Annotated in this window: 12 protein-coding genes; 7 read left to right on the plus strand and 5 right to left on the minus strand. The window is 70.4% G+C overall.

Annotation, left to right across the window (positions count from 1 at the left end; all coding sequences use genetic code 11):
* The 5 genes from addB to VHB27_RS17020 form a co-directional block, all read right to left on the minus strand.
* Positions 1-2487: double-strand break repair protein AddB (gene addB, locus VHB27_RS17000; protein ID WP_325602627.1), on the minus strand; the 2487-nt coding region annotated here is incomplete at its 3' end.
* Positions 2478-3221 carry a nucleotidyltransferase family protein gene (locus tag VHB27_RS17005; RefSeq protein ID WP_325602629.1) on the minus strand — a complete coding sequence of 248 codons (744 nt, stop codon included), beginning with the start codon at positions 3219-3221 and terminating at the stop codon, positions 2478-2480. The genes VHB27_RS17005 and addB, both read right to left, overlap by 10 nt.
* On the minus strand, positions 3218-4198 hold the full coding sequence (locus tag VHB27_RS17010) for an aminoglycoside phosphotransferase family protein (protein WP_325602631.1): 981 nt from the start codon (positions 4196-4198) through the stop codon (positions 3218-3220). The genes VHB27_RS17005 and VHB27_RS17010 overlap by 4 nt, the downstream gene beginning before the upstream one ends.
* Positions 4195-4647, minus strand: coding sequence for a tRNA (adenosine(37)-N6)-threonylcarbamoyltransferase complex ATPase subunit type 1 TsaE (gene tsaE / locus VHB27_RS17015; RefSeq protein WP_325602633.1), 453 nt, complete (start codon positions 4645-4647; stop codon positions 4195-4197). The genes VHB27_RS17010 and tsaE overlap by 4 nt, the downstream gene beginning before the upstream one ends.
* A 95-nt stretch (positions 4648-4742) precedes the next feature.
* A complete protein-coding gene (locus VHB27_RS17020; RefSeq protein WP_325602635.1) occupies positions 4743-5150 on the minus strand; it encodes a DUF2442 domain-containing protein in 408 nt (135 codons plus the stop codon).
* A 406-nt stretch (positions 5151-5556) separates the two neighbouring features.
* Between VHB27_RS17020 and glyA the strand changes: the two genes are divergently transcribed.
* From glyA to nusB, 7 genes are read left to right on the plus strand one after another with little or no spacing between them, the layout of a single operon-like run.
* Positions 5557-6873, plus strand: a complete 1317-nt coding sequence (glyA, locus tag VHB27_RS17025) for a serine hydroxymethyltransferase (protein WP_325602637.1) — start codon at positions 5557-5559, stop codon at positions 6871-6873.
* Positions 6873-7337, plus strand: a complete 465-nt coding sequence (gene nrdR, locus VHB27_RS17030; RefSeq protein WP_325602649.1) for a transcriptional regulator NrdR — start codon at positions 6873-6875, stop codon at positions 7335-7337. Before glyA ends, nrdR begins: the two co-directional genes overlap by 1 nt.
* A 27-nt stretch (positions 7338-7364) precedes the next feature.
* Positions 7365-8474: a bifunctional diaminohydroxyphosphoribosylaminopyrimidine deaminase/5-amino-6-(5-phosphoribosylamino)uracil reductase RibD gene (gene ribD, locus VHB27_RS17035; protein WP_325602639.1), complete on the plus strand. Its 1110-nt coding sequence runs from the start codon at positions 7365-7367 to the stop codon at positions 8472-8474.
* Entirely contained in the window at positions 8459-9064 is a 606-nt protein-coding gene (locus tag VHB27_RS17040; RefSeq protein WP_325602641.1) for a riboflavin synthase, read from the plus strand. Before ribD ends, VHB27_RS17040 begins: the two co-directional genes overlap by 16 nt.
* On the plus strand, positions 9064-10212 hold the full coding sequence (ribB, locus tag VHB27_RS17045; RefSeq protein WP_325602643.1) for a 3,4-dihydroxy-2-butanone-4-phosphate synthase: 1149 nt from the start codon (positions 9064-9066) through the stop codon (positions 10210-10212). The genes VHB27_RS17040 and ribB overlap by 1 nt, the downstream gene beginning before the upstream one ends.
* The gene (gene ribH, locus VHB27_RS17050; protein ID WP_325602645.1) at positions 10209-10691 is read left to right on the plus strand and encodes a 6,7-dimethyl-8-ribityllumazine synthase; all 483 of its coding nucleotides are present in this window, start codon (positions 10209-10211) and stop codon (positions 10689-10691) included. The genes ribB and ribH overlap by 4 nt, the downstream gene beginning before the upstream one ends.
* Entirely contained in the window at positions 10691-11167 is a 477-nt protein-coding gene (nusB, locus tag VHB27_RS17055; RefSeq protein WP_325602647.1) for a transcription antitermination factor NusB, read from the plus strand. Before ribH ends, nusB begins: the two co-directional genes overlap by 1 nt.
* Positions 11168-11290 lie beyond the last annotated feature (123 nt).

The raw sequence follows: 11290 nt of genomic DNA on the forward strand, positions 1-11290 counted from the left end.
CAGCCTGGGCGCCCACCAGGCCTGCAGCGCCGGCCGCAGCCCGGCGGCGGCCAGGGCTCGCCGCGTCGCCGCCCGCACCTCCTCGCGCGCATCGGGCGGCCAGGCGGCGCCGTGCTTGCGCAGGAACAGCCGCAGCGCCTCATGCACGATGGTGCCGTAATCGGCGGCGTCCGTCGCTTCCTCCAGCGGCTTCAAATCCGGCAGCTTCAGGATGTGGCGGGCGTGGATCGCGTATGGGTCGCGCAGCCAGGTCTCGATCTCGGTGACGCTCAACCGGCGCGGGCGCAGGGGCACCGGCGGCCGGGGCCGCGGCGGCTTCACCGGCGTCGGCTCCCCGTCGGGCTGGTCCAGCGCGGCGGCCCAGGCGGCGGCGGGATGGGCCGGCAGCGCCTGGCCCCGGGCGGCGAGGAACATGTCCAGCCGCGTCAGCCAGCGCGAGGGCACGGCCGGGGCATTGTCCCGCCGCGCCGGGCAGGACAGCACCACGCGCGGGGCGGCGCAGCAGGCGCCCAGGAAGTCGTGGGCCGCCTGCCCCACGCTCTCCTCCGGCGAGGGCAGACCCATCTTCGTCCGCATCGGCCGCGACAGCCACGGACCGGGTTCGGCGGCGGGCGGCCAGACGGTCTCCGCCAAGCCGCCGAGGACGACCAGGTCCACCGCCTGCAAGCGTGCCTCCAGCAAGCCCCAGATGAAGATGCGGGGATGTTCGGCCTGGACGGCACTTCCCTGGACAGAGGCCGCTTGGGAACCACCCCCTTGGACACCGCCACCTGGAGCGCCGGCGCGCAGCGCACGGCGGCTGCGCACGACCGCACCCCGCAGCACCTCGTCCAACAGGCCCGGCAGGACGCCGCGTCGCAGGTCGGGCAGCACGGCGGAGGCGACACGCAACTCCGCCAGGCTGGCGGCCAGCGCCTCGCCGTCCTCGCCTGCCCAGAGCCGGTGCGCGCCCGGTGTCCCGTCCGTGGCGGCAAGGCGTTCGGCCGCCTCGATCACCGCGGTCAGCGCGTCCGGGGCCGGGATGGCGGCGGCGGTCTCGAAGCGCAGGGCCGGCTCCAGCGCATGCTCCAGGCGCTCGAGGAAGGGCTGCAGGTCGGCGGCATTCTCCGCGACCGCCTGGCGCAGGCCGGCGAGGCCGGGCGTCGGGCGCGGACCGCGCAGGCACCGCTTCTCCAGCACGCGGGCGGCGTCGCGGCAGGCGATCGGGGTCAAGCCAGCGGCGGCGAACGGATGCTTCAGCAGCGCGAGCAGCGCGACCGGCGCCAATTGGTCGGCCACCGCTCTGACCAGCAGGCGCAGGAAGACGGCGGGCGGCGTGGCGGCCAGCGGCTCCCCGGCGCTGTCGTCGGCGACGATGCCGAACCGCAGCAGGCAGGCCGCGACCCGTTCGGCAAGACCGCGATCCGGCGTCACCAGCGCCGCCCGCGCGCCCGGCGTCTCCAGCGCATCGCGCAGGACGAGCGCGATGGCCTGCGCTTCATGCTGCTGGTCGGCGGCGTTCAGGCGGGAGAGACCGTCCAGGGCAACAGGTCCGCCGTCCATCCAGTCATGGAGGGCCTCGGCCGGGAGGAGGGCGCGGGAGAGGAGGCGGAACCGGGAACTTCCTGCCGCCGTCCCCTTTCCGGCCGTTCCCGTCCCTGCGCCCACCATGACGGGGGAGGGCCACACCCCTACATCCTCCCTGCTCGCCCCCAGTTCGCCCAGCAGCCGCGCCAGCCCGGCCTGTGCGTGGGTGGGTTCCAGCGCGGTCCATGCCGCGTCGCTCATGGCCAGGTCCAACTGCGGCAGCACCACCTGCCCGCCGGGCATCCTCGCCACCACCTTCAGCAGCCGCGCCACCGCGGGGATCCCGCCGGTCGTGCCGGCGATCAGCACCGGGTCCGGGGACGGAGCGGCCTGCCAGGCGCGCGCCTGCGCCTCCAGCAGCGCGACCTGCCGCGCGGCAGGGTTCATCACGCCGGTCTCGGTCAGGAAATGCGGCCAGGCGTCGGTGACGATGCGCAGGAAGGCCAGCGTCTCGGCCCAGTGATGCGCAAACGCCGGATCGGCGGCGTCCGGCAGGCTGGTGCGCAAGTCGATCCCGGCGCGCTCCGCCTCATCCATCAGCCCCGCCAGTTCCCGTGCCAGCGGCCAGGCCCTGTCCGCCGTCCGGGGTGCGCCGTTGCGGCCCTCCAGCTTCAGGATCAATCGGGTCAGGGCCGCCAGCCGCTGCATTGGTTCGATCGCAGGCGGCAGATCGAGCGTGCCGGACAGGGCCAATGGCGCTTCGTCCAACGCGCCGATGGCAGTGATCCGCGGCAACAGCAGCGGGCGGCCGTCATTGGCGCGCAGGAACGCTTCGGCCAGGGACCGCGCGGCGCGGCGGGTCGGCAACAGGATCAGGCCGCGCCCGACAGCCAGGGGGTCGCCGCTTCGCGCGAGCCAGCCGCGCGCCAAGGCGTCCAGGAACGGTGTCTCTGTCGGAACGGTGTAGAGGTTCAGCGCCACGGCCAGCGTGCGTCGCCGGTGACCTGGGCGGGCAGGATCAGCTCCGCCTCCGCCAGGTCCTGGGGCGTCGACAAATGGAACCAGATGCCGTCATGCACCACCGCCCGCACCCGGCCCTTCGCCAGGGCGGCGTCCCAGGCGAGATTCATGCTGAACGGGCCTTCGGGCAGGTCCTCCAGCAGTTCCGGACGGATCAACTGCACGCCGGCATAGATATATGGCACCACCTCCCGCTGGCGGCGGCGGCGCGGCACGCCCCACTTGTCCAGCGCGAAGTCGCCAAGCCCGACATCGGCGTGGACGTGGGAGGTGCGCTGCAGCAGCAGCACCGCGTCCACCGACGGATCGAACGCATCGGCAAGCCGCAGCAACGCCGGGATGGGTCCGTTCAGCCAGAACGCGTCACCGTTGACGACGAAGAACGGGTCGTCGCCCAGCACCGGCAGGGCGGCCCGCACGCCGCCGCCGGTTTCCAGCAGCACGTCCTCCCGCAGCAGGACCGTGCGCGGGGGCGCGGTGCGGCGGCGCAGATGCTCCGCCACGGCGTCGGCCTGCCAGAACGTGTTGACGGCGGCGGTTTCGACCCCCGCCTCGGCCAGATGGTCCAGCGCGTGGTCCAGCAGGGTCTTGCCGCCCAGCTTCAGCAGCGGCTTGGCGGTGGTCTCGGTCAGCGGCCGCATGCGCGTGCCGAAGCCGGCGGCCAGGACCATGGCGGAGCGAGGGGAGACAGTCATGTCGCGAGTCCTGGTGGGTTGCCGCGGTCGGCGGCCGGTATCCAACGATCGAGGGCGGCCGCCAGCGGCGCCGCCGCCGGTTGCGCCAGGGCATCCCGCAGCAGCCGCCATGTCCGCGGCCCGTACGCGAGGTATTGCGGCCGGTGATCGCGCAACGCAAGCCTGACCCACTGCCCGGCGACACGAAGATGCCGCTGCGCCGCGCAGGCCTGATATGCCGCTTTGAAGGCCTCGGGGTCGAGGTCCGGACGGGCGGCGAGGTAGCGGGCGAAAGCGGACGCGGCAGCCCTCTCGGGGATGTCGCGGCGGGCGTCCTGCAGCAGCGACATCAGGTCATAGGCCGGATGGCCGATGGCGGCGGTCTGGAAGTCAATGATGCCGACGCCACCGTCCGGCAGGCTCAGCAGGTTGCCGGCGAACCAGTCGCGATGGACGCCGCAGCGCGGGCCCTCGGCGACGGGGCGCAGCATCTCTGTCAGGCCGGCTTCGACGTCGGCGCGCGCCCCGGCGGGCGCGGGCGCGCCGTAGCGGGCCGGCCACCACCAGTCGAACAGGGTGCCGAGGGCGGTGGCGGTCATCGGGACATGGTCCCAGGCCGGCACGCCCGGCGGCGGTTCCGCCCTTTGCCATTGCACCAGCGCATCCACCGCTCGGTTCAGCAGCGGTTCCGCCGGTTCGCCCGCGTCCAGCAGGGTGGACAGAAGCGCGTCGCCGAAATCGGCTTCCAGGACCAGACCAATATCCGGATCGGCGTCGAGGATCTCGGGCACCGTCAGGCCCTGTGCGTAAAGATGCCGGGCGATCTGCAGGAAGGGCCGCACGTCCTCGGGCGGCGGGGCGTCCATCAGCACCGCCCGGATCGGCCGGCGCACCCGCAGGTAGCGGCGGAAGCTGGCGTCCTGCGCCAGGGGTTCGGTGTCGGCCAGGGTCGCGCCATGGCGGGCCAGGAAGGCGGCGATCTGCGCGTCCCGGGTCATGCCGGGACGCGTCCCGGCCAGCCGGTCAGCGTCACGCGGCGGGCCTCGCCGTGTCCAAGGGCGAACGTGACGGTCAGCGCATCGGCGGGGCGGCGGTCGCCGAGCCGGTCGGGCCATTCGACCAAGACGATGGCGTTCAGCGCGTCGTCCCAGTCGAGTTCGGCCAGCGCGCCGGGACCGTCCAGGCGCCACAGGTCATAATGGAACACCTCCCCCAGCCGCGTGTCGTAGACCTGCACCAGGGTGAAGGTCGGGCTCGGCACCTCCAGCGCCGGATCGCCCGCCGCCGCGCGCAGGAAGGCGCGCGCGAAGGTGCTCTTGCCGGCGCCCAGCGGACCTTCGAGCAGAAGGCAGTCGCCGGGATGGGCCAGGCCGGCGAGGCGCGCGGCCAAGGCTTCCGTGGCGGCCTGATCGGGCAGGTCGAGCGTGACGGGATTGTCGGGAGGCATCAGCCGGCATTTTGCCCGCTCCCCCGAGTCGCGGACAACGGGTTCCTCGATCAGCCGGCCGAAGGGGTGGCGGTCGGGGCCGGCTGCGCTATCAATCAGCCGTTGGCCGTTTTTCTGGGGCGCCCGCCTTTGGCTCCGTTGGCCCGTGCGGCCGCAGCCTTGGCAGAGGAGGTCGCCCGCCCGGCGCGTCGGGCCATGAAAGCCTTCGTTCCGAAAAGGCCGGCAAGCAGGTCAGGGATCGATAAATCGACATCGAGCGCTTCCCAATGCAGCCCCGTGCCGGCACCGAGAAGCTCGACTTGGGCAAGCTGATCCTCCGATGCGTTTTCCAGTCCCTGCCCGAGGCGGGACGGGAAGGCGAAAGTACAACCGTTCGTCAGATCGACAATGATGCGATCGAGCTGGCGATCATAGCGCGCAGCAGTGCCCCGCGGCTCATGCAGGCGCGCGGCCTTGCCGCGTGCCAGTGCGGCTCCGATCTCGGCGTCAGTCAGTTCAACCATGGATGTCCTCCCAACGTGCCAGCAGAGCCGTCTGGTGCTCAGTCACGATGCGCATGGCGCGGCGAAGCTCTCCGTGGCTCATTCCGTCTGCCCAGATCAGCTCGGGCAAACCATCGCGGCCGCGCCGGTTGATCTTGGCTTCCCATCACCAAAAACGTGGACATGGGCCGGATGGTGATCGTTCACGAAGATGACCACGCGAAAGCCGTATGCACGCGACACCGTGACCATGAGGACCTATAACCCATCTTGATGGGTTATCCAAGGAGAGACTCGCCGCGAGATCGGGTCTCTTTCGGGCCAACAGGCCGCCACCCGGCGTCGTCCTCCCGTTCCTTACCACCGTTTCTCCCCAACGGCGCCTCGTGCTAGACGACCCGCTTCATCTGACCCATCGGGACCGATCATGAACGACCACACCCTGGCCTCGGCCACCCAGCGCTTCTTCTCCGCCCCGCTGTCCGAGACCGATCCCGAACTGGCCGACGCGATCCGCAAGGAGCTGCACCGCCAGCAGGACGGGATCGAGCTGATCGCGTCGGAGAACATCGTCTCCGCCGCGGTGCTCGAAGCCCAGGGTTCGGTGCTGACCAACAAGTATGCCGAAGGCTATCCCGGCCGCCGCTATTACGGCGGCTGCGTCTATGTCGACGTGGCCGAGACGCTGGCGATCGAGCGGGCGAAGACGCTGTTCGGGTGCGCCTTCGCCAACGTCCAGCCGCATTCCGGCGCGCAGGCCAACCAGGCGGTGTTCCTGGCGCTGCTGCAGCCCGGCGATACGATCCTGGGCATGAGCCTCGCCGCCGGCGGCCACCTGACGCACGGTGCGGCGCCGAACCAGTCCGGCAAGTGGTTCCACGCCGTGCAATACGGGGTGCGCAAGGAAGACGGGCTGCTGGACTACGAGGAGTTGGAACGCCTGGCCCGCGCCGAGAAGCCGAAGCTGATCATCGCCGGCGGGTCGGCCTATCCCCGCTTCATCGATTTCGCCCGCATCCGGCGCGTGGCCGATGAGGTCGGCGCCTATTTCATGGTCGACATGGCGCATTTCGCCGGGCTGGTCGCGGCGGAGCTGTTCCCCAGCCCGCTGCCGCACGCCCATGTGGTGACGACGACGACGCACAAGACCCTGCGCGGCCCGCGCGGCGGGATGGTTCTGTCGAACGACCTGGAGATCGGCAAGAAGATCAACTCGGCCGTCTTCCCCGGCCTGCAGGGCGGCCCGCTGATGCACGTCATCGCCGGCAAGGCGGCGGCGTTCGGAGAGGCGCTGAGGCCAGAGTTCCGCATCTACCAGAAGGCGGTGCAGGACAACGCCCGCGTGCTGGCGGAAACGCTGAAAGCCCAGGGCCTCGACATTGTCAGCGGCGGCACCGACAGCCACCTGATGCTGGTGGACCTGCGCCCGAAGCGGGTCACCGGCAAGGCTGCCGAGGCCAGCCTGGAACGTGCCCACATGACGGCCAACAAGAACGCCATCCCGTTCGACCCCGAGAAGCCGGCGGTCACCTCCGGCATCCGCCTCGGCTCGCCGGCCGGCACCACGCGCGGCTTCGGCATGGCCGAATTCCGCGAGATCGGCCTGATGATCAACGAGGTCCTGGAAGCGCTGGGCCGGTCCAATGACGGGACCAACACGGCGGTGGAAGCCGAAGTCGGCGCGCGGGTGAAGGCGCTGTGCGCCCGCTTCCCGCTCTACGGCACTCCTGGGCCGGCACGCTGATGCGCTGCCCGTTCTGCGGACACGAGGACACCCAGGTCAAGGACAGCCGTCCGACCGACGACAACAGCGCGATCCGCCGCCGCCGCTTCTGCGGCACCTGCGGCCAGCGCTTCACCACGGTGGAGCGCGTCCAGCTCCGCGAGCTGACCGTGGTGAAGTCCGACGGCCGGCGCGTGCCGTTCGACCGCGACAAGCTCGCCCGCTCGATCCGCGTCGCGCTGCGCAAGCGGCCGATCCAGGAGGAGCGGATCGAACGCATCGTCAACTCCCTGGTCCGGCAACTGGAAGCCTCGGGCGACAGCGACATCCCCAGCAAGCAGATCGGGGAGCTGGTGATGGACACGCTCAAGGAACTGGACAAAGTGGCGTATGTGCGGTTCGCGTCGGTCTACCGGAATTTCCGGGAAGCCAAGGATTTCGAGGAGTTTGTCGGGGGATTGGGCACGCCCGCCGTCGAGGATTGAGGAGTTTGAAACGAACGCCTGTCCGCCATGACTGACCTCGCCCATATGCACGCCGCCCTCGCCCTGGCGCGGCGGGGCCTGGGCACCACCTGGCCCAACCCCTCGGTCGGCTGCGTCATCGTCAGCCATGGCCGCGTCGTCGGACGCGGGACGACCCGGCCCGGCGGCCGGCCCCATGCCGAACGCGTCGCGCTGGCGATGGCCGGGCAGCAGGCGCGCGGCGCCACCGCCTATGTCACGCTGGAACCGTGCTGCCACACCGGCCGCTCGCCCCCCTGCACCGACGCGCTGATCGAAGCCGGCATCGCCCGCGTCGTCGCCGCCACCGGCGATCCGGATTCGCGGGTCAACGGCCAGGGGCTGGCCCAGCTCCGCGCCGCCGGGGTCGTGGTCGAAACCGGGCTGCTCAAGGCCGAGGCCGACGACGTCCTGCTGGGCTTTTACACCCGCGTCACCCAAGGCCGGCCGATGGTGACGCTGAAGCTCGCCACCACCCTGGACGGCCGCATCGCCACCGGCAGCGGCGAGAGCCAATGGATCACCGGGGCCGAGGCCCGCCGCGTCGCCCATGCGCTGCGCGGCAACCACGACGCGGTCATGGTCGGCGTCGGCACCGTGCTGGCCGACGACCCGGCGCTGACCTGCCGCATCCCCGGCTTCCGCCCCTCGCCCGTCGTGCGCGTCATCGCCGACAGCCATCTGCGCACGTCGCTGACCTCGCGGCTCGTGGTCACGGCACGGGAAACGCCGACCTGGTTCCTGCACCGCAACGGCGCCGACGCGGCGCGGCGGCGGGCCTTCGCCGATGTCGGCGCGACGCTGATCGAGGTGCCGCCGGGCACCGCCGGCCTCGACCTCGCCGCCGCGTTCCGCGCGCTGGGGACCGCCGGCCTGACGCGCGTGCTGGTGGAAGGCGGCGGGCAACTGGCGGCGGCGCTGCTGCGGGCCGACCTCGTCGACCGTATCGCCTGGTTCCACGCCCCCGCGATCATGGGCGGCGACGGCTGGCCCGCCGTGCAGGCGTTCGGCATCGACAAACTCGCAACGATGCCCCGCTTTTTGCGGCATTGCACAATGCCCGTAGGTCGCGACATGCTGACCACTTACGCAAGGCAGGGTCCATGTTCACCGGAATAGTCACCGCCCTCGGCACCGTCACGGCCATCGATCCGATCGCCCGGGGACGCGACATGCGCCTGACGATCGCGACCCCCGCCGAGTTCCTCGACGATCCGCCGGTGGCGTTGGGCGCATCGATCGCCTGCTCCGGCTGCTGCCTGACCGCGATCGAATTCGGCGCCGACTGGTTCGCCGTCGACGCCTCCGCCGAGACGCTGGCGCATACAAAACTCGGGACCTGGACACAGGGCTCCCGCGTCAACCTGGAGCGCTCCTTGCGCATGGGCGACGAGCTGGGCGGCCATCTGGTTTCAGGTCATGTCGATGCCGTCGGGACAGTTGTATCGACAACTCCGGAAAACGCATCGCATCGCTGGGTCTTCCGCGTCCCCAAGGACCTCGCGCGCTTCATCGCGGTGAAGGGAAGCATCGCGGTCGACGGTGTCTCGTTGACCGTGAACGAGGTCGGGGACGATACTTTCGGTGTGAACATCATCCCCCATACGACCGCCGTCACCACCTTCGGCACGACGAAGCCCGGCGACAAGGTCAACATCGAAATCGACATGCTGGCCCGCTACGTGGCTCGGCTGCGGGAGACCGCGTGATGGAAAAAGCCAATCTCGTCACCGCCGACCTGTCGCAATACCTCTGCTCGGTCGAGGAACTGATCGAGGAAGCCCGCAACGGCCGCATGTTCATCCTGGTCGACGACGAGGACCGGGAGAACGAGGGCGACCTCGTCATCCCCGCGCAGTTCGCCACGCCGGACGCGATCAACTTCATGGCCCGCTACGCCCGCGGCCTGATCTGCCTGGCGCTGACCCGCCACCGGGTGGACGCGCTGGGCCTGCCGCTCATGAGCCGGCAGAACGGCACCCGCCACCAGACCGCGTTCACCGTGTCGATCGAGGCGCGGGAGGGGGTGACCACCGGCATCTCGGCCGCCGACCGCGCCCGCACCGTCGCGGTGGCGATCAACCCCGACAGCACGCGCGAGGACATCACCACGCCGGGCCATATCTTCCCCTTGGTGGCGCGCGAAGGCGGCACGCTGGTGCGCGCCGGCCACACCGAGGCGTCGGTCGACATCGCGCGCAAGGCCGGCCTGAACCCGTCCGCGGTGATCTGCGAGATCATGAACGACGACGGCACCATGGCCCGCCTGCCGGACCTGGTCGCCTTCGCCCAGCACCACAACCTGAAGCTGGGCACGATCGCCGACCTGATCGCCTATCGCCGGCTGACCGAACGGCTGGTGCGCAAGGTCGAGGAAGGCCGTTACGAGCATCCCGCCGGCGGCGAGTGGAAGGCGATCGTCTATGCCAACACCGTCGAGTACCAGGAGCACCTGGTGCTGGTGAAGGGCGACGTCTCCGGCCCCGAACCGGTGATGGTGCGCATGCACGCCGTCGACCTGCTGGACGACATGACCGGCAGCCCGCATTGGATCGCGATGCACAACGCGATGCACATGATCGCCAAGGCCGGCCGCGGCGTCGTCGTGCTGATCCGGGAGCACCGGCCCACCGCGCTCGCGGAACGTGTCGGCCAGATCGCCAAGGGCGGACCGAAGGTCAGCCGGGAACTGCGGGACTACGGCATCGGCGCGCAGATCCTGCTGGACCTGGGGGTCAAGAACATGGTCCTGCTGACAAACCGCCGCCGCACCGTGATCGGGCTTGACGGCTATGGGCTGAACATTGTCGAACAGCGCCCGATCCCCAACGTCGTCGGAGTGGACTACGAAGGATGAGCACCGCCGACGCCCCGATCCCCCGAGCGCCGAAGATCAAGGGAGTCGCGCCGCATTTCCTGATCGTGCGGGCCCCCTATTACCGGGAGGTCGTCGACAACCTGACCACCGGCGCCCGCAGCATCCTGACGGAAGCCGGCGCCACCTCGGAGACGCTGGATGTCGCCGGCGCCTATGAACTGCCGCAGGCGATCCGCCTCGCGCTGCGCGGGTCGCGCAAATACAACGGCTACGTCGCACTGGGCTGCATCATCCGCGGCGAGACCGACCATTACGAGTTCATCAGCAAATCCACCATGGACGGGCTGATGAACGTGGCGCTGCAATTCGGCCTATGCCTCGGCACCGGCCTGCTGACCTGCGACACCATGGCGCAGGCGCAGGCACGCTCGACCCTGGACGGGTTCAACAAGGGGTCGGAGGCCGCGGTCGCCTCGGTCATGCAGTTGATCGCCGCCCAGCATTTCGGCGCGGCGTGATGGGCAAAGGTCCAAAAGCCCGGACGCGTACCGCGTCCCGGGTCGCCGCCGTGCAGGCGCTGTTCCAGAGCGAGCAGGCCGGCGACAGCCCCGAGACGGTGATCGACCAGTTCGTACGCCACCGGCTGGGCGTCCTGCCCGGCCAGAACGGGTACGAAGACGGCCGCGTGCCGGATGCCGAGGTCTCGCTGTTCCAGCGCGTGGTGCGCATGGCCACCCAGCGCCAGGACACGATCGACACGCTGCTCGTAGACGCGCTTCCCGAAGGCTGGCCGATGGCGCGTCTCGACCCCGTGCTGCGCGCCCTGCTGCGGGCTGCCGGCGCCGAGTTGTCGATGACGGACGGACCGCCGGCCAAGGTCGTGATCAACGAGTACCTCGACGTGGCGCGCGGCTTCTTCACCGGCAACGAGCCCGGCATGGCCAACGCGGTCCTGGACCGGATGGCCCGCGAATTGCGGCCCGGCGAATTTTGATTCGTTTCGCATAACGCTGACAAGGTTTCGGTGTTATACTAAACGGCGTCGATGGCGACTCTCCGTCCACGTTCGCTTCGTGCCGTCCACGTTCGTTCCGTCATGGCCCGGCTTGACCGGGCC

The sequence above is a fragment of the Rhodopila sp. genome, assembly GCF_035548235.1.
Taxonomy (GTDB): Bacteria; Pseudomonadota; Alphaproteobacteria; order Acetobacterales; family Acetobacteraceae; genus Rhodopila.

Excerpts from the sequence above, each read along its gene's own strand:
- nrdR (WP_325602649.1), top strand. The coding sequence starts at position 6,873 with ATGCGCTGCCCGTTCTGCGGACACGAGGACACCCAGGTCAAGGACAGC.
- VHB27_RS17020 (WP_325602635.1), bottom strand. The coding sequence starts at position 5,150 with ATGGTTGAACTGACTGACGCCGAGATCGGAGCCGCACTGGCACGCGGC.
- VHB27_RS17010 (WP_325602631.1), bottom strand. The coding sequence starts at position 4,198 with ATGACCCGGGACGCGCAGATCGCCGCCTTCCTGGCCCGCCATGGCGCG.
- VHB27_RS17040 (WP_325602641.1), top strand. The coding sequence starts at position 8,459 with ATGTTCACCGGAATAGTCACCGCCCTCGGCACCGTCACGGCCATCGAT.
- glyA (WP_325602637.1), top strand. The coding sequence starts at position 5,557 with ATGAACGACCACACCCTGGCCTCGGCCACCCAGCGCTTCTTCTCCGCC.
- VHB27_RS17005 (WP_325602629.1), bottom strand. The coding sequence starts at position 3,221 with ATGACTGTCTCCCCTCGCTCCGCCATGGTCCTGGCCGCCGGCTTCGGC.
- nusB (WP_325602647.1), top strand. The coding sequence starts at position 10,691 with ATGGGCAAAGGTCCAAAAGCCCGGACGCGTACCGCGTCCCGGGTCGCC.
- ribD (WP_325602639.1), top strand. The coding sequence starts at position 7,365 with ATGACTGACCTCGCCCATATGCACGCCGCCCTCGCCCTGGCGCGGCGG.
- ribH (WP_325602645.1), top strand. The coding sequence starts at position 10,209 with ATGAGCACCGCCGACGCCCCGATCCCCCGAGCGCCGAAGATCAAGGGA.
- tsaE (WP_325602633.1), bottom strand. The coding sequence starts at position 4,647 with ATGCCTCCCGACAATCCCGTCACGCTCGACCTGCCCGATCAGGCCGCC.
- ribB (WP_325602643.1), top strand. The coding sequence starts at position 9,064 with ATGGAAAAAGCCAATCTCGTCACCGCCGACCTGTCGCAATACCTCTGC.